22 protein-coding genes are annotated in these 23,422 nt (G+C 66.5%); 13 read left to right on the forward strand and 9 right to left on the reverse strand.

What is annotated here, in order from left to right; all coding sequences use genetic code 11:
- Positions 1-37 precede the first annotated feature (37 nt).
- Positions 38-889 carry a carbohydrate ABC transporter permease gene (locus KXZ72_RS02855; protein ID WP_226082229.1) on the forward strand — a complete coding sequence of 284 codons (852 nt, stop codon included), beginning with the start codon at positions 38-40 and terminating at the stop codon, positions 887-889.
- Between the two features lie 56 nt (positions 890-945).
- On the forward strand, positions 946-1,821 hold the full coding sequence (locus KXZ72_RS02860) for a carbohydrate ABC transporter permease (RefSeq protein ID WP_226082230.1): 876 nt from the start codon (positions 946-948) through the stop codon (positions 1,819-1,821).
- Between the two features lie 151 nt (positions 1,822-1,972).
- Here the strand turns inward: KXZ72_RS02860 and KXZ72_RS02865 are convergent, their stop codons facing one another.
- The 3 genes from KXZ72_RS02865 to KXZ72_RS02875 form a co-directional block, all read right to left on the reverse strand.
- Positions 1,973-2,374 carry a nuclear transport factor 2 family protein gene (locus tag KXZ72_RS02865; RefSeq protein ID WP_226082231.1) on the reverse strand — a complete coding sequence of 134 codons (402 nt, stop codon included), beginning with the start codon at positions 2,372-2,374 and terminating at the stop codon, positions 1,973-1,975.
- A 250-nt stretch (positions 2,375-2,624) separates the two neighbouring features.
- Positions 2,625-3,593: a zinc-dependent alcohol dehydrogenase gene (locus KXZ72_RS02870; protein WP_226082232.1), complete on the reverse strand. Its 969-nt coding sequence runs from the start codon at positions 3,591-3,593 to the stop codon at positions 2,625-2,627.
- Between the two features lies 1 nt (position 3,594).
- A complete protein-coding gene (locus tag KXZ72_RS02875) occupies positions 3,595-4,380 on the reverse strand; it encodes an IclR family transcriptional regulator (RefSeq protein ID WP_226082233.1) in 786 nt (261 codons plus the stop codon).
- A 143-nt stretch (positions 4,381-4,523) separates the two neighbouring features.
- Here KXZ72_RS02875 and KXZ72_RS02880 point away from each other — a divergent pair, with 143 nt between their 5' ends.
- Positions 4,524-6,248: a dihydroxy-acid dehydratase gene (locus KXZ72_RS02880; RefSeq protein ID WP_226082234.1), complete on the forward strand. Its 1,725-nt coding sequence runs from the start codon at positions 4,524-4,526 to the stop codon at positions 6,246-6,248.
- Positions 6,248-7,051 carry an inositol monophosphatase family protein gene (locus KXZ72_RS02885; protein WP_226082235.1) on the forward strand — a complete coding sequence of 268 codons (804 nt, stop codon included), beginning with the start codon at positions 6,248-6,250 and terminating at the stop codon, positions 7,049-7,051. Before KXZ72_RS02880 ends, KXZ72_RS02885 begins: the two co-directional genes overlap by 1 nt.
- A 15-nt stretch (positions 7,052-7,066) precedes the next feature.
- Here the strand turns inward: KXZ72_RS02885 and KXZ72_RS02890 are convergent, their stop codons facing one another.
- Positions 7,067-7,807, reverse strand: coding sequence for a metal-dependent hydrolase (locus KXZ72_RS02890; protein WP_226082236.1), 741 nt, complete (start codon positions 7,805-7,807; stop codon positions 7,067-7,069).
- Positions 7,808-8,041: 234 nt separating this feature from the next.
- Here KXZ72_RS02890 and KXZ72_RS02895 point away from each other — a divergent pair, with 234 nt between their 5' ends.
- Together KXZ72_RS02895 and KXZ72_RS02900 are read left to right on the forward strand one after the other, a co-directional pair.
- A complete protein-coding gene (locus KXZ72_RS02895; protein WP_226082237.1) occupies positions 8,042-9,424 on the forward strand; it encodes an MmgE/PrpD family protein in 1,383 nt (460 codons plus the stop codon).
- Positions 9,421-10,263, forward strand: a complete 843-nt coding sequence (locus KXZ72_RS02900) for a phosphosulfolactate synthase (protein WP_226082238.1) — start codon at positions 9,421-9,423, stop codon at positions 10,261-10,263. The genes KXZ72_RS02895 and KXZ72_RS02900 overlap by 4 nt, the downstream gene beginning before the upstream one ends.
- Before the next feature lie 54 nt (positions 10,264-10,317).
- Here KXZ72_RS02900 and KXZ72_RS02905 read toward each other — a convergent pair whose 3' ends face one another.
- The 3 genes from KXZ72_RS02905 to KXZ72_RS02915 are packed head-to-tail and all read right to left on the reverse strand — an operon-like array spanning position 10,318 to position 15,922.
- Entirely contained in the window at positions 10,318-13,677 is a 3,360-nt protein-coding gene (locus KXZ72_RS02905) for an ATP-binding protein (RefSeq protein WP_226082239.1), read from the reverse strand.
- Positions 13,674-14,411, reverse strand: coding sequence for a DUF4194 domain-containing protein (locus KXZ72_RS02910; RefSeq protein ID WP_226082240.1), 738 nt, complete (start codon positions 14,409-14,411; stop codon positions 13,674-13,676). Before KXZ72_RS02910 ends, KXZ72_RS02905 begins: the two co-directional genes overlap by 4 nt.
- Complete coding sequence (locus KXZ72_RS02915; RefSeq protein WP_226082241.1) at positions 14,408-15,922, reverse strand: DUF3375 domain-containing protein; 1,515 nt, start codon at positions 15,920-15,922, stop codon at positions 14,408-14,410. Before KXZ72_RS02915 ends, KXZ72_RS02910 begins: the two co-directional genes overlap by 4 nt.
- Positions 15,923-16,151: 229 nt before the next feature.
- Between KXZ72_RS02915 and cycA the strand changes: the two genes are divergently transcribed.
- On the forward strand, positions 16,152-17,609 hold the full coding sequence (gene cycA, locus KXZ72_RS02920) for a D-serine/D-alanine/glycine transporter (protein ID WP_226082242.1): 1,458 nt from the start codon (positions 16,152-16,154) through the stop codon (positions 17,607-17,609).
- Positions 17,610-17,667: 58 nt separating this feature from the next.
- Here the strand turns inward: cycA and KXZ72_RS02925 are convergent, their stop codons facing one another.
- Positions 17,668-18,201, reverse strand: coding sequence for a universal stress protein (locus KXZ72_RS02925; RefSeq protein WP_226082243.1), 534 nt, complete (start codon positions 18,199-18,201; stop codon positions 17,668-17,670).
- A gap of 292 nt (positions 18,202-18,493) precedes the next feature.
- Between KXZ72_RS02925 and KXZ72_RS02930 the strand changes: the two genes are divergently transcribed.
- Positions 18,494-18,862: a hypothetical protein gene (locus tag KXZ72_RS02930; protein WP_226082244.1), complete on the forward strand. Its 369-nt coding sequence runs from the start codon at positions 18,494-18,496 to the stop codon at positions 18,860-18,862.
- Between the two features lie 279 nt (positions 18,863-19,141).
- A complete protein-coding gene (locus tag KXZ72_RS02935; RefSeq protein ID WP_226082245.1) occupies positions 19,142-19,705 on the forward strand; it encodes an HdeD family acid-resistance protein in 564 nt (187 codons plus the stop codon).
- Positions 19,706-19,754: 49 nt separating this feature from the next.
- Here the strand turns inward: KXZ72_RS02935 and KXZ72_RS02940 are convergent, their stop codons facing one another.
- On the reverse strand, positions 19,755-20,516 hold the full coding sequence (locus tag KXZ72_RS02940) for an SDR family oxidoreductase (RefSeq protein WP_226082246.1): 762 nt from the start codon (positions 20,514-20,516) through the stop codon (positions 19,755-19,757).
- A 173-nt stretch (positions 20,517-20,689) separates the two neighbouring features.
- On the opposite strand from KXZ72_RS02940, the gene KXZ72_RS02945 reads away from it, so the two are divergent.
- The 4 genes from KXZ72_RS02945 to KXZ72_RS02960 all read left to right on the forward strand — a co-directional run bounded on the left by KXZ72_RS02945 (position 20,690) and on the right by KXZ72_RS02960 (position 23,403).
- On the forward strand, positions 20,690-21,151 hold the full coding sequence (locus KXZ72_RS02945) for an NfeD family protein (protein ID WP_226082247.1): 462 nt from the start codon (positions 20,690-20,692) through the stop codon (positions 21,149-21,151).
- A 27-nt stretch (positions 21,152-21,178) separates the two neighbouring features.
- On the forward strand, positions 21,179-22,180 hold the full coding sequence (locus KXZ72_RS02950; protein WP_226083401.1) for an SPFH domain-containing protein: 1,002 nt from the start codon (positions 21,179-21,181) through the stop codon (positions 22,178-22,180).
- On the forward strand, positions 22,173-22,949 hold the full coding sequence (locus KXZ72_RS02955) for a glycerophosphodiester phosphodiesterase family protein (RefSeq protein ID WP_226082248.1): 777 nt from the start codon (positions 22,173-22,175) through the stop codon (positions 22,947-22,949). Before KXZ72_RS02950 ends, KXZ72_RS02955 begins: the two co-directional genes overlap by 8 nt.
- Positions 22,950-23,037: 88 nt before the next feature.
- Entirely contained in the window at positions 23,038-23,403 is a 366-nt protein-coding gene (locus tag KXZ72_RS02960) for an RNA polymerase-binding protein RbpA (protein WP_226082249.1), read from the forward strand.
- The last annotated feature ends 19 nt before the right edge of the window (positions 23,404-23,422 follow it).

Consider the following 23,422-nt stretch of genomic DNA (forward strand, 5'->3'; position numbering starts at 1 on the left):
CCGGGGCATTCGAACACTTCTTCGAATGCCCCGGCGGATGTCGGATCGGGCCTTCTCCTACGCCCTGCTGATACCGGCGTTTTTCTTCCTCACCCTATTCACCGTGAAGCCCCTCATCGGCTCCGTCCTCTCCAGCATGCAGGAGCGCGGCGGCGGCGGCTTCACCCTCGAAAATTATGCGCGGCTCGGCGAGGACGAAACGTTTTTGCGGGCCGCCACCAATAACCTGCTGTTTTCGCTGCTGACCGTCCCGCTCTCGCTTGGGCTCGCGATGTGGCTCGCGGTCCTGCTGCACCAGAAGATGCGCGGGCAGGGCTTCCTGCGCGCGGGCGTATTTGCCCCCGCCATCCTGCCAATGGTCGCAATCGCCGTGATCTGGATGTATTTCTACCAGCCCAATATCGGCGTATTTAACACGATCCTCGGCTCCCTGGGGCTCCCCACCCCGGACTGGCTGGGCGATCCCGCGCTGGTCCTTCCCTCGCTCATGGTGATGATGGTGTGGAAGGAGGCGGGCTTTTTTATGATCTTCTATCTGGCAGGCCTCCAGGGCATCGACCCCGAGCTGGAGGAGGCCTCACGTCTCGAGGGCACCGGGAAGTTCCGCCACTTCTGGAAGGTCAGCTTCCCGCTACTGCTGCCCACCACGCTCTTTTCCGCGATCGTGGCCCTCTCGGACAGCATCAAGATGGTGGACTTTGTTTTTGTGATGACCCAGGGCGGGCCCAATAACGCCTCGACCCTGCTGCTGTATCACATCTATAAGGTGTCCTTCGCGCAGCACTGGCCCCAATATGCCGCCGCCATGTCCCTGGTGGTGGTGGCGGTCCTGGTCGCGCTCGCCGTGATCCAGATCCGCCTCATCGACCGCAAGATTCACTACCGTTAGGATTCCCCGGTGCGCACTCACCCCTCCCCGCCCACCCGCATCGAATATCCGTTCGCATGACCGGAACGGCCACACTCGTCCCGCCCGCCAAGCCCTCCGCCGCGCCCGCGCGGGCCCGCAAGCCCCGCGGCGAGCGCATCCTCACGGCCGCCGACCGCACGGAAATGGTCGTGGCCTGGATCGCGGGACTGCTCTGGATCTCCCCCCTCGTATACGTGTTTTATCGCGCCTTCCTGGTGGAGGATGGCGCGGGGGGACACTTCGGCCTGGAGAACATCACCTCCGCCTGGGAGAGGGCTCCCTTTGGCCAGTACTATCTCAATACCACCCTGCTGGTCACGGGCATCACCCTCGCCCAGCTGGTGATCGGCGCGCTCGCCGCCTATGCGTTTGCGCGCTTCACCTTCCCCGGCAAAAACGTCCTGTTCATCTTTGTGCTGGTGCAGCTGATGATCTTCCCCGAGGTTTTTATGTCGGAGAACTATCGCACCATCGCCGGGATGGGGCTGCTGGATACCCTGGCCGGAATCGGGCTGCCCTATATCGCCAGCGCCTTCTGCATCTTCTATCTGCGCCAGGCGTTTATGGGCGTACCGGGGGAGCTTGTGGAGGCCGCGAAGATCGAGGGGGCCTCGCGCCTGGAAATCCTGTGGAAGGTATTTGTGCCGGCCGCCAAGCCGAGCCTGATCGCCTATGCCCTGGTCTCGGTCTCCACGCAGTGGAATAATTTCCTCTGGCCGCTGATCGTGGCCAGCTCCGATACCACCCGCCCGATCACGGTGGGCCTGGTGCGTTTCCTCGCGCCGGAGACGGGAATGGATTTTCCGAAGATGGCCGCGGGTACCGTGATTGTGATCGCGCCGCTGCTCGCGGCCTTCCTGATCGGTCAGCGCGGGTTTATTAATAGCTTCCTGCGCTCGGGGATTAAATAATCCGGCCTTCGCGGGCTTGATCCTCGGGGCCCCGCGCCACATGCGGGTTCCGGTGGCACCCGTCACGCCCTGGCACTCTCGGGATGACAGAAACGGCCCCGCTCACCACCCTGGTGAGCGGGGCCATTTCTATCGCGCAGGAATGGTTCTGCTAGGCGAAAAGGGTCTCGCCACGTTGCGTATCGAAGTACTCTCGGACCTCAACGATCTGTTTATTCCGAATAATAAAATTGGCCATATATCGATTCTGGTAGACGCTTCCTGCCAGGTTCTCGGCACTGGCCTCCCACTCAACAACCGCGTTATCTGCACCGATAGTCATGCTGAGTAGATGTGTGGCGAATGAGCCAGGTTTCATTCGCCGGGTTGCGATGGGGAAGAACTCGCTCACGATTGCCTCGCTTCCGCGCCAGATTCCCGAATTAGGAAGGCGCCCGGGGGCATGCCAGACGGCATCCTCGCTAAACACGTTCTTAAGATCTGCCGGATCGGGACTCCCGAGCGCCCCAAAATATCGCTGCATCACATCGTGGACCTGGTTATTTTCATGCATATGCGCCATATTATCACCGGTTCGAACATTTGTTCTATTCAAAGAGGGTGAAGATAGCCGCACATCAGGTGTGTTGTGGATACGTTGCAGCGGTGATGCCGCCGGGCGCTCGGGTCGGGTATCTTTCCCGGGCGAGTATAAAGCCGGCGTGCACGGCGCGCGCATCAGCCGGGGCTATGAATGAGGGGGTCAGTGCGTGCGGGAGTGGCGACGATCGCCGGGACCTCCCACACGCGTGGGACCGAGGCGTTTAGAGGCTCAGGTCCAGGATCACCTTGCCGCGGCAGCCGCCGGGCTCGCGCAGAGCATGCAGGGCCGCGTCAAACTCGCCCAGCGCAAAGCGATGGGTGATCAGCCAGTCCAGATCCAGCGTGCCGCGGGACAGGCCCGAGAGCACCGCGTTCCAGGCCGCCGGGGTGGACGCGAAGCTGCCGCGCACGCTCAGGTCGCGGTTGATGATCTCATCCACGGGCAGCGGCACCTCCACGCCCCGCCCCAGATAGGCCAGCAGCAGCACGGTGCCGCCCGTGCGCGCGGCGGCCAGCGCCTCAAGCGTGGCCCGGCGACTGCCCGCCGCATCGATGACCAGATCGTATTCACCCGCGGTGGGCTCCCGGAAAAACCGCGAGGCCCCCGAGCGGCGCACCAGCGCCAGCTGGCTCGCCCGGAGGCCACGCACGTGCACCTCGGCGGGGGACCAGGCGGCGCTGAGCCGGGCGGCGAGCAGGCCAATCGTGCCATCGCCGATGATCAGGATGCGGCTGCCGGGCGCGGGCTGGGCACGATCCAGGGCGCGCCAGACCACCGCGGCCGGCTCCAGGAGCACGGCGTTATCCACCCCGATTTCCGGGCCCACGGCATGCAGTGCGCGCGTGGGAACCGCGATCAGCTCCGCGGCCGCCCCGTCGCGGGTGAAGCCCGTCTCGGTGGCAGCGGCGCAGAGATTGGGTTCCCCCGCGAGGCAGCGCGCACACGTGGTGCACCCGATGAGCCCCTCGGCCACCACCAATCCATCCGGACCCGCCCCCACCCACTCGTGGCCGGGGATCAGCGGATAGCGCACCTGATCCGGCGCGATCTGGCCGTCAAGAAGCTCCAGGTCGGTGCCACAGAGGCCGATCAGCAGCGGCCGACACAGCGTCTCCCCGGGGCCCGCGACCGGGGCGGGAACATCGGCGATCCCGATCCGTCCGGGTTCGGCTATGCGCAGGGCGCGCACGCTAGCTCCGCAGCAAACGGGTCAGGGCGAGGGCCGAATCGCGCACCTGTGCGCCGAGGGTGGCAACCTGCTCGGGGGTGCGGGAGATCTTAATCCCCGTGATCGAGAGCGCACCAAAGATCGCGCCCTCGCGCCCCAGCACCGGGGCACTCAGGCAGAACACGCCGTCCTGATCCTCCTCATCATCGATGCCATAACCGCGCTCGCGGATCGCGATCAGGTCCGCGCGCACCCGCGCCGGATCGGTCAGGGTATGCGCGGTGCGCCGCGGCAGGCCGGTCTCGGCCAGCACCCGGGTGGCCTCGGCGGGGTCCAGGTGGGCCAGAATCACCTTGCCCGCGGCGGAGGAATGGGGCAGTTCCCGCACCCCCAACGGCGCGTGGAAGCGCACGTTCCCGGGGGCGTCCACGCGCGCGATAAACATCGGATAGCCGTTATCATTCACGGCGGCGCGCGCGGTCATCGCGGAGGCCTGGGTCAGGCTCTCCAGGAAGGGTCGCACGGCCTCGGTCAGCGGATAGCCATCAACCGCCCGGTCTCCCAGCCGCACCAGCGCGAGCCCCAGGCGGTAGCGGGGCCCGGGCTCCACCTCGCGCACATAGCCCGCGTCTACGAGGGTGCGCGCGAGCGCAAACGTGCCGCTCTTGGACAGCCCCAGCGCGCGCGTGAGCTCGGTCAGTGTCACGCCGTGGCGCGGGCCATCGGCCACGATATCCACGAGGCGCACGGCCCGGGCCACGCTCGCGACCGTATAGTCGCGGCGGGTGGAGGGTGGCGAGACGGTCATGCTGATCCTTTCGAACGGTGTTCGGTAATGGCCCCAATCTAGCCAGAGCGCCGCCGCGACCGCGCGGACGTCACGCAGTGTGCACGGAATGTACACCGGGCGGGGGGATTTACGTCATCCGGGGTTGGTGTACTGAACCGGTCATGACTTTTTCGAAACCCCTGCGCAGTAACGCGTGGTTTGCCGGCAGCACCGAGGTCGCGCTGATGCACCGCGTGGCCCTGGCCAATTCCGGCATCACCGTGGACCCCGCACACCCGCGCCCGATCATCGGCATCCTCGATTCCTCCTCCGCGATCAACCCGTGCAATCTGACGCTGCGTGCCCGCGGCGAGGATGCGGCGCGCGGCGTGCGAGAGGCCGGGGGGATCGCGCTGATCCTGCCCACCATCACGCTGGGCGAGGACCTGATGAAGCCCACCGCGATGCTCTATCGCGCGCTGCTCTCAATCGAGGTGGAGGAATATGCGCGCGCCTACCCCCTGGACGGCCTGATCATCCTCGGCAACTGCGATAAGTCGCTGCCCGGCGCGCTGCTGGGCGCGCTCAGCGCCAATCTGCCCACGATCATCGTGAACGGCGGCCCGCGCCCCGCGGGCCGCTTCCGGGGGGCCGATCTGGGCACCGGGACCGCCCTGTGGCGCGCGACGCAGCAGCAGCGCGCGGGCACGCTGGATGCCGAGGGTTGGGCGGGGTTTGAGCGGGCACTCGCATGTGGCCCGGGCTCCTGCAATACCATGGGCACCGCCTCCTCGATGGCGATCGTTTTGGAGGCCCTGGGTTTTCTCCTGCCCGGCTCCTCGACCCCCGCCGCCGATGATCCGCGCCGCCCGGGTCAGGCCGAGGCCGCGGGGCGCGCCGCTGTGCGCGCCGTCTGGGAGGAGCGCACCCCCGATCACTATCTGACCCGCGAGGGCCTGAACCTTGCGCTGACCACGCTCGCGGCGCTGGGCGGCTCCACCAATGTGGCGCTGCATCTCGCGGCGCTGGCCGGGCGGCGCGCCCTGGACTGGGAGCCCGAGGCGCTGGACGAGGCCTCGCGCGGCACGCCGGTTCTGGCCGATGTGGAGCCCGGGGGTCGCTATCTGCTGGCGGAGTTTGATGCCGCCGGGGGAGTGCCCGCGCTCCTGCACACGCTCGGGGATCTGATCGATCCCACGCTGCCCAGCGCCGATGGCCTGCCGTGGTCCGCGCATCTGCGCCCCGCGGACGGACCCGCGATCGCCCCGCGGGAGGCGCCGGTGCTCGCGGGCGGGGCCTTTGCCGTGTTGCGCGGAAATCTGGCGCCGCGCGGTGCGCTGCTGCGGGTTTCCACCGCGGGGTCCGACCTACTGGATCATCGGGGACCGGCCGTGGTATTCCGCGATTATGCCACGATGGTCGCGCGCTGCGCGGATCCGGAATTTGATCCCGGCGAGGATGCCGTGCTGGTACTGGCGGGGGCCGGACCGGTGGGTGCGGGCATGCCCGAATGGGGCGTGATCCCGATTCCGGTGACGCTCGCCCGGCGCGGGGTCACCGATATGGTGCGCCTCTCGGATGCCCGCATGTCCGGCACCGCGTTTGGCACCTGCGTGGTGCATATCGCCCCGGAGGCGGCGATCGGCGGCCCGCTGGGCCTGCTGCTCGACGGCGATATGATCCACCTGGATGTGGCCCAACGCTCACTCTCCGTGGACCTCGGCGAGGCCGAGCTGGCCCGCCGCGCCGCCGCGTGGAGGCCCGCCTCCGCCCCGGATTTGCGCGGCTGGCCGCTCCTGCACAGCACCCATGTTCTCCAGGCCGACCGCGGCGCCGACCTCGATTTTCTCACCGCCCCCACCCCGGAACACACGTCGTTTCGGGAACCCGTGATTGGACTGTCCTAATGAGTGAAACCCAAAACCTGCGCACCCTCGCCGCGGAGGTGGCCGCGGAGGTGGGCGAGTTTTTGCGTCTCGCCCGCGATCGGGGCGTGAGCATTGCCGCCACCAAGAGCACCGACCTGGATATCGTGACCCGCGCCGATCGCGAGGCGGAGGTCCTGATCCGGGAGCGCCTGCTCGCCGCACGCCCGGGGGACGGTTTCCTCGGCGAGGAGGGCACGCTGATCGCGGGTAGCAGCGGGATCACCTGGATCGTGGACCCCCTGGACGGCACGGTGAATTATCTCTATCGCTGCGGCCCCTATGCCGTGAGCATCGCCGCGGTATCGGGGGAGCCCACCCCCGAGTCCTGGGTGGTGCGGGCGGCGGCCGTGCACGTCTGCACCGAGAACGCCTCCTATTCCGCGGGCCTCGGCGAGGGTGCCACCCGGGAGGATGTGCCGCTCGCCGTCACCGCCGGGGTGCCCCTGCGCGCGGCACTCGTGAGCACCGGACTGGGCTATGACCGCGGGCGCCGCGCCGAGCAGGCCCGCGCGGCCGCGCTGATTGCACCGCGGGTGCGCGATCTGCGCATGGGCGGCTCGGCGGCCACCGATCTATGCCTGGTGGCCGCGGGGCGGCTGGATGCCTATTTTGAGCGGGATCTGGCGCCGTGGGATTATGCCGCCGGGGCCCTGATCGTGGCCGAGGCCGGCGGGCTCGCCCTCGGCGAGGGGGCCACCCCGGATGGCGTGCTGACCCTCGCGGCCGCGCCCGGGCTCGCGGGGGAGCTGCGCGAGCTGGTGGCCGAGGCCACGGGCTCCTAGCCCCGCAGCGCCCGGCTATCCGCCGATAATCAGCGGCAGATTTACGCAGATCCCGATCAGCGCATAGGCGCCGATCGGCAACAGGAGCGCCCATTCCCGGCGGGATCCGGTGCGCCCCAGGATCGGGAGGGCGAAGTTTCCCGAGCGCAGCCACAGGGCCCGCAATACGGGCACGCGGCGCAGTGCCCGCGGGGCGCGCGGCCGCAGGGGCCAGAGCAGGGGCAGCCCTCCCCGCGTGAGAATATCGCCCGCGAGGTGGGTGATCCACCCCACCAGCACGATCGGCCCGAGCAGCGCCCAGAGCCCGGGCGTGAGCGCGCCGATCCCCAGGGCCGCCGCGGCCCCCAGCGCCCAGGCGGCGGGCCATCCCCCGCGCAGGCCGAGGACCCGCAACGCAAAGGCCAGCAGTGCGGCACCGCACGCGCCCGCGAGGAGCGCCGGGAGCGTGAATGGCAGCGAAGCCAGCAGGACAATCCCGGCCGCCGCGAGCAGCGAGTGGGTGCCGCGGCGATGGCCCCCGGCCAGGCCCGAGATGGCGCCCGTCGCGGCGCGACCCACCCCGGGAATCGCGTGCGCGATGGTCGCCGAGGGGTGATCCAGATCGGGCAGGAGCGCCGCACCGGCGCAGAGCACGGCCCCCATGACCACGTATTCGGGGGCGATCGGCGCGGCCGAGATCGCCGGAAATCCGGGGGCCGTGGACGTGAGCGCAACCCAGGCGGCCGCCCCGCAGAGTGCGTGATGGGTTCCCATCATGATTCGGTGACACCCCGGAGATTCCCGCGCCCAGCGCGTCGCGGGGATGGCGAGTTCCACACCCCAAACCAGTAGAACATGCGTTCGAATGCGTACCCAAATTGACCCGCGGCAAAAATATACCTTGACATCAAGATAAATCGGCGTAGCCTCTTTTCTTAGGCAAGCCTTATCTGCACCACCGCGGCGGTATTTCTCCTATTTGTCATCTGTTTAAGATAAAAGAGGTCACCCATGCCCGAGGTCCATTCTCTTGCGCAATTTGCCCACGACGCCCGTTTTTCCGCGCTCTCCGCCGATTCCCTGGAGCAGCTAAGAATCCGCGTCCTAGATACCATCGGCGTGGCCATTGCCGCGCGCGATGCCGAACCCATCCGCGCCATCCGCGGCCTGCTCGCCGATCTTGGCGGAACACCCCAGGCCACCTATATCGGCGGGGGAGCGGGGCCCCTGGATCGCGTGGCGTTTTATAACACCGCGCTCAGCCGCTATCTGGACTTCATGGATTCCTTCCTCGCCCCCGGGGAGACCAATCATCCCTCCGATAACCTCGGGGCGGTCCTGGCCGCGAGCGAATCCGTGGACGGCTCGGGGCGGGAGTTCCTCACCGCCCTCGCCGTGTCCTATCAGGTACACGCCCGGCTCTCCGAGGCCGCCCCGGTGCGCGCCCGCGGCTTTGATCACACCGTGCAGGGGGCCTATGCGGCCGCGGCCGGGGTCTCCCGCGCCCTCGGCCTGAGCGTGGAACACACGGCCCAGGCCCTCGCCATCTCCGGCACCGCCAATAACGCGCTGCGTGTCACCCGCACCGGCAATCTCTCCCACTGGAAGGGCCTGGCCTATCCCAATGTGGCCAAGGAGGCCACGTTTGCGGCGCTGCTCGCGCGCGCCGGAATCACCGGGCCCGAGCTGGTATTTGAGGGCAATAAGGGTTTCCGCGAGACCATCGCGGGCCCGTTTGAGGTGGACTGGGCCGCCGAGGGCCTGGACGTGGTGCCGCGCACCCTGGTGAAGCGGCATAATGCCGAGATCCACTCCCAGACGGCGATCGAGGCGGCGCTGGATATTCGCTCCCAGGACGGCTTCCTCGCCCGCGCGATCACGGGCGTGCACCTGCGCACCTTTGCCGTGGCGCACGCCATCATCGGCGGGGGAGAGGAGGGCTCCAAACAGAATATCCGCAGCAAGGAGGAGGCCGATCACTCGCTGCCCTATCTGCTGGCCGCCGCGCTGCTGGACGGCGCTGTGCAGCCCGCCCAATTTACTCCCGAGCGCATCCTCTCCGATGATATCCAGGACCTCCTGGCCCTGATCACCGTGGAGCCCGATGCGGCACTCTCGGCGCGCTTCCCCGCCGAAATGCCCGCCGAGCTGAGGGTCACGTTCGCGGATGGTTCGGTGCTGGAGGCGAGCGAGTCCAGCTATCTGGGCTTCCCGAGCGATCCGCTGGACTGGGACGGTGCGCTCGAAAAATTCCGGCCCCTGGCCCACCCCGGCCTGGGAATCGGCCCCGCGGATCGGCTCGCCGAGCTGATCCACTCACTCGAGACGCGCCCCGTGCGCGAGCTCACGACCGCGCTGGCCCGGGTGGGCGGCGCAGAACAGGACCGCTCATGACCTCCCATACCGATGCCCATAACGTTTCCTTTAACTTTGTGCCGCGCGCCTATCGTCCGGCCAAGCCGCGCGAGTTTGGCCTCACCGAGGTGCGGGCCCCGTATTACTCCACGTTTGGCACCCGCCATCTCAGCGATGTGCTGGAGGTTGCCGGCCAGTGGGTGGACGGCATTAAATGGGCCGGCGGCTCGTTTGCGTTGCTCCCGCCCGAGCAGGTGCGCGCGTTCTCCGATATCGCGCATGAGCACGGCGCCTATGTATCTTCGGGGGGCTGGCTCGAAACGGTGCTGCGCTATGGCGAGGAGGCGGTGGATCACTATCTGGCCGAGGCCAAAAACTCGGGCTTTGACGTGATCGAAATCTCCACCGGTTTTATCACCGTGCCCACCTCGGGCCTGCTGCGGCTGATCGATAAGGTCACCGCGGCGGGCCTCAAGGCCAAGCCCGAGCTGGGCATCCAGTTTGGGTCGGGCGGCGATTCCTCGGTCGCGGAGCTCGCCGCCGAGGGTGCCAAGGACGTGGGCGATCTGATCTCGCGCGCGCAGCGGGCGCTGGATGCCGGGGCCAGCATCATCATGATCGAATCCGAGGGGATCACCGAAAACGTCGCGGAGTGGAATACCGCGGCGGCCGCGAGCATCATTAACGGCCTGGGCCTGGAAAACGTGATGTTTGAGGCCGCCGATCCGCCGGTTTTTGAGTGGTATATCAAAAACTACGGCAACGAGGTGAACCTCTTTGTGGATCACTCGCAGGTGCTGCAATTGGAGGGCCTGCGCCAAAACATCTGGGGCAATAAGAGCACCTGGGGGCGCGTGATTAACCCCCGCTTCGCCTAGCCCGATCGCGCCGCTTGGTGCCCTCCCCGGGGAGGGCACCAAGCGGCGGCCGGGCTAGCCGCGCACCCCGGTGAGCTCGGTGATATAGGAATATCCCGTGGCATTATTTTTGGTCATCGACAGCATGCTCTGCATATAGGGCTCCAGCGCGGTCACCTTATCCAGCGGGGCACCCACGATCAGCTGGAAGCCAAGCCCCTTCCAGGCGGCCACCGCGCGACCGGCAAATTCCGAGTCCGATTTCACAAAACCCTCATCGAGGAAAACCGGCGCAAACCGCGGGCGGGTGCGGGACTCATCGCCCAGCTGGAACCGCAGCGCGGCCCCGACGATAAACGCCACCAGCTCCTGGGACTCGCCACCGCTCTTGCCGCCGAGCGAGGAATACGTGCTGATTTCCACGCCGTCCACCGTGCTGCGCACAGCGGTGATCTCCACGTGCCGGCGCACATCCAGCAGCAGGTCCCGCTGCGAGGTGCCGCCGCCCGTGGTCTCCCGGATCCGATCCATAAACGCGCGCAGCCGGGCAAAACGCTCCTCGGCCTGCTCATCGCTGGGCACCTCGGCGGGTGCGGAGGAGAGCACACGCAGCTCCCGCCGGAACTCGTGGACATCCTCGTTCGCGAGGCGGCGCAGCACGATGCTGAGGCGATCCCGGCCCGCCCCAAACGGCAGGGTTTCCAGGATGTCGTTTACCGGGCCGAGGCGCTCCTCGATGGCCTCCACCGCGCCGTCAAACGCGCCGCCGAGCGGCACGAGGTCCTGGCCGCTCCACTCCGCGAGGCGGCGGGTCCATTCGCCGCGACGCGCGTGCAGCCCGGTGGTATGAATCCCCGTGAGGATCTCCAGATATCCCGGATAGGACACCACCCCGGTGCCGAGGTTGGGATCGGGCCAGCGCTCCTGATAGGTCTGGAAGATCTGGATCAGGCCGTTCTGGGCGCGTGCGGCGGCATCCGTGGCCGATTGCGACTGGCCCAGCAGGCGCTCGCGCAGCCGGCGAATGCCCGCGGCAAATGCCGCATAATCGGCGGCGTCTCCCACCGCGGCAAATTCCTCGTCCAGGCGCCGGGCGTGTTCCTCGCTCAGAGAGATGTCCTGGCGGATCTCGATCTCCTCGATTTCCGCGCTCACGGCGTCCTGGCGATCCACGAGGGTAGCGTGATCGGTTCCCAGCCGGGCCGCCTCGCTCTCGGCGAGGTGCTTCTCGCGCTGGGCACCCTCGCGCTCCAGGATCAGGCGATCCTCCTCCGCGTTAAGCTCGCGCAGAATATCGCTGCCCGCGAGGATGCGTTCGCGCTCGGCGGTCTGCTCGCTAATCTCGGCGGCCACGGCGGCCACGTCGATCGTGGCCCATTTGGCATCGCGCACTGAGAGGTGGGCCTCGCGCACCTGGCGCAGCTGCGTCATGCGCGCTCCCACAGCGCCCGCGAGTGCGGTATTTTCGGCCAGGCGTTCATCCAGCGCGGAGATCTCCGCGGCGATCTCCGCGAGGCGCACGGTATTGGAAAACCCGATGATATGACGGTCGCGCACATCGCCGTGGGCCCCGCGCTTGCCGTCGCGGGTCTGGCCGCTCGCGGTGACCCGGGGGCCGCCACCGCCCAGCTGAGCGGCGTCCTCGACGCACAGGGCATCGGTATGGGGTGCGCCCACGCGCTCGGCCACCCAGGCCGTGAACGGGGAGTCTTTAAAAATGAGTTTGCCGGAGATCCGCGCGGGATCGCCGGTGAACTGCGCGGGCCCGCCCAGCGGCACACCCTCGAAGCCGATCCGGGTGGGCAGGTCAAGCCCGTCGATTGCGCGCGAGAGGGCGTCGAGCCGGGTCTCGTCCACAAGCAGGAGGCGGGCCACCGAGCCGAGGGTGACCTCGGCGGCGGTGCGCCAGTGTTCCTGCTCGGGGGCGATATCCAGCAGCTCGGCCACAAACGGCAGCTCGGCGGGGTCCATTCCCGCGGCCCGGGCAATCAGCAAACGCGCGGCATGCAGGCGCTCGGGGACCAGGCCCTCGCGCCCGGCGAGGGATTTTTCCTCGGCCCGCAGGGCGCGCTTTTCCTCCTCAAGCGGATACTGGGCGCGCTTAATCACGTCCCGCTCCGCCTCCAGCGCACGCTGGTTTTCCTCAAATCCGCTGAGGAAAAGATCCGCGGAGCCCTGCGCCACGAGGAATTCCTCGCGCGTGTCCAGGGCAAGCCCCAGCGGGGCCGTGCGGCGGAGGAAATCGGAGCGTTCCGCGCGCACCTGCTCGTGCCGGTGCCCCAGGACCGCGAGTTCGGCGCCCAGCACCTCCAGCACATCGCCGCCGTTTTCGCGCTGCTGTTTTTGCAGCTCGGCGAGGCGGCGGGTCAGGGTGTCCTCCTGCTCGCGTGCGCTGCCCGCGCGCTCGCGGGTCTCCCGGCGGCCGAGCGCATTCACCTCGGCGGCGGCGTCCAGAAGATCGCGTTCGGCATGCAGTCGCCACAGCGTGAACGGGGTGGCTCCCTCGCGGTGCACCCCAAACGTATCGATGGTGGCGGCCTCCGCGCCCGCCCGCTCAAACTCGGCGTGCAGCTCCACGATGGGCGCGAGCACGCGGGCCTTGGAGTCCTCGGTGACCATGGCGTCATAGGATTTTTCGAGATCCGCAAAATGCGCGAGGGCCTTATCGGCCGCGGCATAGGTGGAGGGTCGCTCGAGCACCATCGACTTATAAAGCCCGTCCACGGTGCGCACCTGTTGGCCGGCCTGGATCCGGGCGAGCAGGCGCAGCGCCTTGCCGCCGTCGCCCCCCGCGCCGATTCCGAGGCGGGTATGCAGCTTCTGCGCAAATTCCAGATAGCTCGCGCACACGTCGATTCCCGCGCCGAGGGATTTCAGGGCCCGGCGGTCAAAGCGCGTCTCGGCGATGCCCTCCAGCTGGCGCAGGTCAAACGAACCGTCCACCACGGCCATTTTCATCGAGACCTCGGAGGAGGCGGTGGCCCCGCGCGGCACAAAATAGGTGCGCAGCACGGTATAGCGACGCCCGTTATCGTCCACAAATGTCATCGCGATGGCGCCCCAGGTGGAGCTCTCGGCCCCGCGCAGCACGGCATCGCGCATCTCGCCGGTATCCTCCTCGCGGAGGGTATCGGTTTTGCCCTTGAGATAGGACAGCAGGTTGCGCTGATCGGCCCCGCGGGCCCGGCCGGTGGTGGCGTCATTGGAGGCGCCGTTAAACGCGGTATCGGAGGGCATCATCAGCGCCAGATAGGCGTCCAGCAGCGTGCTTTTTCCGCTGCCGGAGGCGCCCGAGAGCAGCGTGGCCTCGGCCGAGAAGTCCATCGAGTGGTGGCCCTGGAAGCCACCCCAGTTCACGAGCTGGAAGGTCTCGGCCCGCCACTGTGTGGTGCCCTCGGTTGCGCCATTAATATGAAACAGGGGAGCGTCACTCACGCGGATACCTCGGTGTCTTCCGTATTCGAATCGGGATCGTTTTCGGCCGCGGTGGGCTCGGCCTCCACGGCCAGGTCACCCTCCCCGCCGGGGGCCTCGGGCCCCATCTCGCCGTTGCTGGCCTGCAACCATTCCAGCAGTTCGCCCAGGCGCTCCAGCGAGAGCAGCACCTCGATCACGGGGGCGATGCGCAGCCGGTCCGGGTCATCGGATTTCAGCAGGATCGCGGAACGGATGAGGTTATCCACGGCCTTTTCGGCCTTGCGGGCGTCCCCCGAGCGGTCGGTGGCATAGGCGGGCCGGAACTGGCTGATATATTCCAGCATCTCGGCGCGACCCACAAATACGCTCTCGGCCCCGCCGGCCCGCTCGGTGCGCAGGCGTCCGCGCAGGAATACCAGCAGGATCGTCTCCTCCCGGGTATAGGCGGTATCGCGCAGCAGCGTGGGAAAACGGCCGCCCTCCTCGGGCTGGGCCTGGCGCTTATAGGCGACCTCATAGGTATGGTCGATATGCAGTTCCAGGAAGAGCTCGTTGAGGCGCGAGCGGAGCAGGGTTTCCGATTCCAGCAGCGTGCGCCATTCCTGCGGGTGCGCGGCCCGGGAAAGATAACGGGAGCGCAGCAGCGTCACAAGGGTGCGGCGCTGGGCCGCGCCCAGGCGGCCCTCATCGCCCTCAAAGAGCGAGAGCGAATCGGAATCCGCGGGAAGCGCGGCGGGGGTGGGCTCGGTCATGCCTGTCCTTGGGTGATCGTTTCGGTGGTGGATTTCTGTTCGGCGAGGGCCCGGGCGGTATCGGGGGAGACCTGCACGCGCGGCACCCGGAAGGCCTGGGTGCTGTGATCGGGACGCACGGTATGGAATTCCTCGGCCTCGCCGTCCAGGGATTCCAACGCGTCGATCTGGGTGAGCAGGTGCAGCACGCCGAAGATTTCCACGGGTCGCCGCAGCCGGCCATCGAGGGTGTTAAACAGGGTGCCGGCACTTGCGCCCTCGGCGGCGCCGGATAGCAGGGCGTCCCGGATATCCTCCAAAAGCGGCCCTCCCTGGGTGCGAATATCGGCGATCAGCGGCGCCTCGGGGGCCTCCTCCGAGACGTCCTCAAGCGGCGGGGGAGCGCTTAACCCGGCCGGGTCATAGACCCGCTCGCGCAGGTGACCCACCTCGGGCAGCCCCGGCAGGAGCTCCACGGGCACCGCCGCGCGCACGGGCGCGGTTTTCATCCAGGTTTCCAGCTCCTGGTTGATCCGGCGCAGCGTGGTCTCCAACTGTCGATCGCGCACCACGTCGTGGTTCACGATATGTTCGCGCAGCGTCCCGGTCAGGCGGCTGCGCTGGGAGAGGACATCGTCGATTCCGCTGCGGATCACCGCGACCGTGCCGCGGAACTCGCGGCGTTCGGCGGGGGACAGGCGCGCGGAGAAGGGGTGTTCGAGGATCGCGTCGATATCGCGGCGGAGCCCGGCGAGGAGCTCATCATCGCGCAGCAGCGCAAACGCCCCCTCAAACGCGCGGCCCTCGGGCGTGCCCGACATCAGCTCATCGGTTTTGGCCAGGTATTCGTCGAGCACCTGCACGATCGGGCGCTCCTCGGAGCGGAAATCGCTGATGATCTGGCGGTGCATTCCGGCCACGGATTCCTCGACCCGCTTAAAGTCGCTCGGCAGCTGGGCGATCAGGTTGATCAGGTTGGCATAGCCGTCCTGCATCCGTTCGGGGGAGGCGGTGGGGATCTCCCCGCCCGCGGCCAGCCGGGTGCGCTCGGCGGTGAGCTCCTCGATCCTGGTGTCCAGCCGGGCGAGGCGCGCCTCGCGATCGGGGGTGGACTCGGCGGCCCAGTGCGACATCGTATCCAGGATGGTGGTGAGCCGAGACTCGCTCAGCAGCGCGCGGTCCTTGGCCAGGCCGTCCACGATCGAGAGCGCCTCCAGGGCGTGCGAGGTGAGCGAATAGGATTCCTCGCCGTCGGCGCCGAGCGAGCGGTAGAGCCAGGCGTCGTTCATCCACTGCACACACAGCGCCCGGCCCGCCAGTGCGGGGATCTCCTCGCCCGCGGACGCCAGATCGGCCAGCAGCGAGTCCACCCGAATATGCAGCCGCTCGGCGTGTACGCTCTGCCGGTCGCGCCCAAACGTGGTCTTAAATACGGCGAGCACCAGCGGCGCCCATTTGCGGTCGAGGAGGCGCAGGGTGGGCTTATCAAAGGCCTCGCGTACCCGGGCCAGCTCGGCGGTAATCTCACTCACGCGGCCGCACCATATCTGAACTCTCCTCACCCGTGCCCCGGTATAGATTTTGGGGACTGAACCATTATGGCCCCCCATATTCTCCCCCGCCGGACCCCGGCGACACGACCCGCGACGCGTCCGATGACGCGGCCCGACAGCCCACACTGAAAAACGCTCGCTATTTGTATACAATCTGTTAGGCTCGCCGGATGTTCAACGACGAACACATTTCTGTTGGAGGGGCCTCATGGCACGGAGAAAAAAAGACGTTACCGCGGTGCCGTTTCAGGCGGAGCCGTTAACAAACTCGATACCCACGCAGCCGCACCTGGCGCGTAACCTCTCGAATCGCCATCTGCAGCTGATTGCAATCGGCGGGGCGATCGGCACCGGCCTGTTTATGGGATCGGGTAAAACGATCTCGCTCGCCGGACCCAGCATCCTGATCGTCTACGCGGTGATCGGGTTCATGCTGTTTTTTGTGATGCGGGCGCTCGGGGAGCTCCTGCTCTCCAATCTGAACTATCGTTCCTTTGCGGATTTTGCCGGCGATCTGTTGGGGCCCTGGGCCACGTTTTTCACGGGCTGGACGTATTGGCTGTGTTGGATCGTCACGGGAGTGGCTGATGTGATCGCCGTGGCCGGCTATGCCAAGTTCTGGTGGCCCGACCTGTGGCAGTGGGTCCCGGCGCTCGCGCTGATCGTGCTGCTGTTGGTGCTTAACCTGCCCACCGTGCGCAATTTTGGCGAGACCGAGTTCTGGTTTGCGCTGGTCAAGATCATTGCGATCATCGCGCTGATCGCGGTGGGTATCTATATGCTCGCCACCTCGTTTGTTTCCCCCGAGGGTCACGTGGCCAAGATCTCCAACCTCTGGGAGTTTGACGGGCTGTTCCCGAACGGCTTCATGGGCTTTGTGGCCGGCTTCCAGATCGCTGTATTTGCGTTTGTGGGTATCGAGCTGGTGGGTACCGCGGCGGCCGAGACCAAGAACCCCGAGAAGAACCTGCCCAAGGCGATTAACTCGATCCCGATCCGGATCATCCTGTTTTATGTGGGCGCGCTCTTTGTGATCCTCACGGTCACGCCCTGGAACGAGATTAAGGCGGGGGAGAGCCCGTTTGTGGCGATGTTTGCCCTGGCCGGGCTGGCGATCGCGGCGAGCGTGGTGAATTTTGTGGTGCTGACCTCGGCGGCCTCCAGCGCCAATAGTGGCATTTATTCAACATCGCGGATGATTTTTGGCCTCGCGAGCAATGGCGACGCACCCAAGCGCCTGGCCAAGCTCAGCAGCCGCAAGGTGCCGGTAAACGCGCTGTTCTTCTCCTGTGTTTTCCTGCTCTCGGGCGTGGTGCTGTTGTATACGGGAAACGGCATTATCGAGGCGTTTACCATCGTGACCACCATCTCCTCGGTGCTGTTCATCTTTGTCTGGTCGATCATCCTGGCCTCCTATATCGTGTATCGCCGGAAGCGTCCGGAGCTGCACGCGGCCTCGAAGTTTAAGATGCCCGGCGGCATTCCCGCCTGCATCATGGTGTTTGCGTTTTTTGCCTTTATCCTCTGGGCCCTGACCCAGAAGGAGGACACCCTGATGGCCGTAGCCCTGACCCCGGCCTGGTTTGCCCTGCTGGGGATCGTGTACTGGTCGATGCTGCGCCGCCGACGCCGGGCCGGAATCAGCACCGAGCCCGCGGTCTACTAAAAATAGAACGGCCGGGCCATTCCCGTGGGGGAGTGGCCCGGCCGTTTTGCTGCCGCCGCTAGGAGGTCGTCTCCTCGGGTGTGGCCTCGGGGCGTTCGGGATCGATGCGGGGGCCGCGGTCATCGGGTACCACCAGGACGGGGCGTAGCTGATGGCGGGCGAGCCAGGTGGCGGGGGAGCCGCCGATCAGGTCCTCGGCGCGGTGGGCGAAGCCGCGGCGCACGCCGCCCATCACGATCATCGCGGCGTCCTCGGCCTCGGCCAGCCGATCCAGGGCGCGGACGGGATCGCCGCCGAGCTCCACGAGTTTCCAGTCCACGCGCGCGGCATCCGGCCGGGCGGCGATATACGCGCGCAGGCCGGCCAGGATGCGGCCGGATTCCTCATCGGCCTCGGGGGAGAGCGAGAGGGAGTCGCGGGCCGAAAAATCGGCCTGTTCGATCAGCGCGCTCCCGCGCTGCACATAGGCGAAGATCGCGCGGGCGTTCATGGCCGCGGCGGCACCGAGTGCGGTATCGATGACCACGGCCGCCTGACCGGGCATCACGCCGATCACGAGGCGGGGAATTGCGGTTCCGGCGAAGGCGGTCATGAGCGTTTCCTCTCGGGGGTCCGGTGGAGTTTCTGCGTTAGTCTCACGCTAATGCGCAATCGGCCTTCCCGATAGCCCCCGCGGCCCGGGGAAGGACCCCAATACACGTTACTTGACATAATGTGCATTATCGGCGCAATCGGGTAATTTCCGGGGACGGGACAGTTTCGGCCAATTATGCCCGGAATCATGCCGATCCTGAGAGAATATCGGCGCACGGCCTCCGCCGTGCGGGCGGCGCGCTCACACCGTCGCTCCATCCCGCTTCATAATCTCAAGGAGACACGTCGTCGTGCACGATACCAATATCGCCCTCATGGTGATCGCCCTGGGTTGCCTGTTTCTTGTTTTTGCGGTGTCCTGCTTTATTGGCGCCGTTGCCCTGACCCGCACCCAGCCGCAGACGGTTCACGCGCAGGATGTTTATGCGCCGCGTCCCGGCCAGCGCCGCGAGGAGCCCGTGGAGGGTGGCACGCTGCCGATCATCATCCTCGGCCTGGGGCTCGCCGTCGCCGGCGTCCTGATCCTCGTATTTGGCTGGAGCGGCCCGGGCGTCTATGCGCCGATTGCCGTCCTGGGTGGCGTCTGGCTGGTGCTGGGAATCCTCTTCCTCACCCACCACGCGGGCCCCGTGGCCAAGGCCGGCATCGCCGGTCGCTAGCCGCGAGCCGGGGGTTTAAGTCTTAAACCCCCGGCCACTCCCCCAATACACCTCGCCCGCACCCCTCGAACGGGGTGCGGGCGTCGGCGTTATACCAACCTCTCCGCCCCGTATTCATGCCGCCCGCCCGGTTGCCCCCATAACCGGGTGTCCGGCGCGCGCCGCCGAGCCGCTTAAAAGCCTAGAAATGCAACTTACCGAGCACTAAGCTCTCAGTTAACACACAGGGGACCCGGGGAAATCGCCGCGGCCCATCCCCCATCGAAAGGCACGCGCACCATGACAAGCAATACGGTTATCGACACCCGGAGCCTCCCGGAGAAGGCGGTTCGCGGCATTCGCGCCGGTCTCATCGTGACCGGGGCCATCGGAATCCTCGTGGGTATTCTGATCCTCGCCCAGCCCGGTTCCGCCCTCGTCGCCGTGGGTTGGCTCTTTGGTCTCTACTTCATCGTGGCCGGAATCCTGCGCCTGACCACCACGATTCTCGCCAAGGAATCCGGCACTGCCGCCCGCATCTTCACCGGAATCCTCGGTGCGCTGCTGATCATCGGTGGTATCTATACCCTCGCCAACCCGGTCTTTGGTGCCGCGGTTCTGGCCATGGTCATCGGAATCACCTGGGTCATCGAGGGTATCGCCTCGCTGGCCGACCGCAGCAACGACCGCGCACGCTGGTTCGCCGTGGTCTACGGAATCATCAGCATCGTCGCCGGTGTGCTCGTCTTTTTCATTCCCGTGACCACCGCGGCCGTCCTGCTGGTCTTTGTGGCCATCATGATGATCGTGGCCGGCGTGGTGCAGATCGTTCAGGCCTTCCTGTTTGGCCGCCACGGCAAGTAGCCACCTAAAAAAGGGCCCCGCCGATGGCGGGGCCCTTTTTTGACGGCGTTTAGCCGCCGAAGCTCGCGGTATCGCCAACCAGGCGAGTGTTATCCGCGGGGACGGGCTCCACGGCGGCGAGGGCCACCTCGGCGGCAAACTCGGCCACGTTATAGAGCTTGCCGGCCTGTGCCCGGCGCTCGGCAATCGCGCCGGGGTTCATCCGGTCCAGCAGCGTGGCCGTGATGGTTCCCTCGATCATGTCGCCCGAGACCACAATAAACTCGATACCCGCCTCGGTGAGCGCGGGGATCTGCTCGCGCAGCGCATCCTCGCCCGCGCGCTTGGACAGCGCGACCGGCAGGTACTCGGGCATGGTCGGGGTGGTCTTAATAAAGTGGGCCTGGTGGCTGGTCACAAAAACCACGCGCGAACCGGCAGACAGCAGCGGGCGTGCGGCCTCCAGCACGTTCAGCTGGGCATCGCGGTTCAGCGTCAGGGCATAATCCTCGGCCATGCCGGATTCCATGCCGCCCGAGGCGTTAAGCACGAGGATATCCAGCGAGCCATACTCGGCCGCGATGGTCGCCATCAGCTCGGCCACGGACGCGGGATCGGTCAGGTCGGCACCCACGCTGATCGCGGTGCCACCGGCCTCGCGGATCTGCTCGGCGAGCTTCACCGCGCGGGCCTCCTTATTACGGAAGTTGATCACAACATTGGCGCCGGCCTCGGCAAAGTAGCGCACGGTATCGGCGCCCACTCCCCGCGAAGATCCGGTCACGAGGACGTTTTTACCGGACAGGCTTCCCGGGGTGAGGATTTCAGACACTGTACTTTTGCTCCTTGAGTGGCAGCGGATAAAAAAATGGGGGCACGGGCCCTCGTAGAGACTACCAAAGGGACGGCGGCTTAATTGGTGCCACTCCCCCAAACTTCGCGGGCCCAACTGATAGGTTTATACAAAGAGTTCTCGCCGAGAGCCCAGGAAGAACTGGACCCGATATGGAGATCACACCGTATATCTGGATCGCGTGGCTTGCGCTGATCCTCATATTCATCATCATCGAGATGCTCACCCTGGAATTTACGTTCCTGATGTTGGCCATCGGAAGCTTCATCGGGCTGCTCAGCGGCGTCATCCAGGTCCCCTGGTACGGGCAGATCATCATCGCGGGTGTCGCCGCAATGCTGCTGATCTTCCTCGTCCGGCCTCCCCTACTCCGCGCCCTCCAGCGCGGCGGGGATCCCACCAAGAGCAACCTCGATGCCCTGATCGGCCTCGGGGGCACGGTCCTGGAGACCGTCTCGGCCGGCACCGGCCTGGTGAAGCTCGCCAATGGCGATACCTGGACCGCCCGCACCGAAAGCTCCGCCCCGGGCAGCGCCCTTGAACCCGGGACCCCCATCACCGTCGCCGTTATCGACGGAGCCACCGCGCTCGTGAAACCCGAACAGGTTGTTTAAATGAATAAACTCGACATCTCCGACGGCATGTCCGCCGGAACCATCGTGGGGCTCATCGCCCTTGTCATCGTCATTATCTTTGTGCTGGTTGTTATCTCGCGCGCCGTGCGGATCATCCCGCAGTCGCAGAGCGGCATCGTGGAGCGCCTCGGGCGCTATCACAAGACCCTGCAGCCGGGCCTGAATATCCTGGTTCCGTTTATCGACCGGCTTCGCCCGCTGATCGATATGCGCGAGCAGGTTGTCTCCTTCCCGCCCCAGCCCGTGATCACCGAGGATAACCTCGTGGTCTCGATCGATACCGTGGTGTATTTCCAGGTCACCGACGCGCGCGCCGCGACCTATGAGATCGCCAACTACCTGGGTGCCGTGGAACAGCTCACCACCACCACGCTGCGAAACGTCGTGGGTGGGCTTAACCTCGAGGAGGCGCTGACCAGCCGCGATAACATCAACGGACAGCTGCGCATCGTCCTGGACGAGGCCACCGGCAAATGGGGCATCCGCGTGGGTCGTGTGGAGCTGAAGGCCATCGATCCGCCCCTGTCGATCCAGGATTCCATGGAGAAGCAGATGCGTGCCGAGCGGGATAAGCGTGCCGCGATCCTCATCTCCGAGGGAACCAAGCAGTCCGCGATCCTCGAGGCCGAGGGAGCCCGGCAGTCCGATATCCTCCGCGCCGAGGGTGAGGCCCAGGCCGCGGTCCTCCGCGCCAATGGTGAGGCCGAGGCCATTAAGACGGTCTTCGCCTCGATCCACGAGGGAAACCCCGATAATAAGCTGCTGGCCTATCAGTACCTGCAGACGCTGCCCAAGCTCGCCGATGGTTCGGCCAATAAGCTCTGGATCATCCCGTCCGAGCTCACCGAGGCGCTGAAGGGCATCGGCGGGGCCTTCACCCCGAAGAACGGCGAGCCCACGCCGGGAGCCGGCTCCCCCGCGGCGCCCTCCGCCCTGCCGGAGATTCCCGCCGAGATCGCGGCGGCCCTGGGTTATACCAAGATCAAGCCCGAGGGTTCGGGTGACTAAGGTCTCCTCCTCGTTTTTTGCCACGGCCAGTCCCCGCGTGTTTGCGCACCGGGGCCTGGCCGTTGCCGTATCCGAGAACTCCACCGAGTCTTTTGCCCTGGCCCTGCGGGCCGGGGCCACGCACCTGGAGACCGATACCCGGATCACGGCCGATGGGGTCGCTGTGCTCTTCCACGACGCCCACTACCGCCGCGGGGGGCGCCGCGTGCGCCTCTCCGAGCGGACGCTCGCCGAGCTGCGCGATCCGGTCACCGGGGCCGGGTTCGAGATCCCCACCCTGGAGGGCGTGCTGCGCGAGTTCCCCGCGGCCCGGTTTAATATCGACGTTAAAGAAAATGCGGTGATCGCCCCGGCCGCGGCGGCGATTCGGGGTGCCGGGGCGGGCGATCGAGTGCTCATCACCTCGTTTAACGACCATCGTGCGCGCGCCGCCCGCGCCCTGCTCCCCGGGGTGGCCTCCTCCGCGAGCCAGTCGGGGGTGATCCGGCTGATCCTCGGATTGGCGCTGCACCTGCCGCGCATTGCCCGCTCGGGCCTGCGCGGCGTTCAGGCTGTGCAGCTGCCCGTAAAATTTGCCGGCATCCGGGTGCTCACGCCGCGCCTGATCGAGCTCTGCCACGAGCACGGCGTGGAGGTGCATATTTGGACCGTGAATGACCCCTCCGAGATGGCACGCCTGCTGGCCATGGGTGTGGACGGGCTGATCACCGATCGCGCCGACCTCGCGGCAGGAATTGTGCGCCAACGTGGGAAAAAATCCTCAAACTGAGTGTAAGGTGTGTGAAACCCGAGTAATTAGGATGCTTCTTTCAGACTAAAGCGATATAACTGGCAAGCACGCGAGAGGAGACCACATAATGGCAGATCGCAGTTTGCGCGGAATGCGCCTGGGCGCACAAAGCCTTCAGAGTGAAGAGGGTGTCATTTTCTCGGACCGAGAAAAGCACATCTACCTATGCCCCAAATGCGGCCACGAAACCGGACTGGTTTTTGCGGCCGATGCCGAAGCCCCCGATACCTGGGAATGCCGCAAATGCGGCGAGCAGGCGGTCCTGATGGTTGGCGCCGAGCCGATCACCCTGGACCCCAGCGAACAAAAGCAGGTGCGCACCCACTGGGACATGCTCCTGGAACGCCGCAGCCGCGAGGAGCTTCAGGTGCTGCTCGATGAGCGCCTCAGCTATCTCCGCGAACGTCGCGGCCAGAAAAAGGTGGGCGCCTAGGCTCCCACTCCCCCATCCC

The sequence above is a fragment of the Mycetocola spongiae genome (assembly GCF_020424085.1).
Classification (GTDB): domain Bacteria; phylum Actinomycetota; class Actinomycetes; order Actinomycetales; family Microbacteriaceae; genus Mycetocola; species Mycetocola spongiae.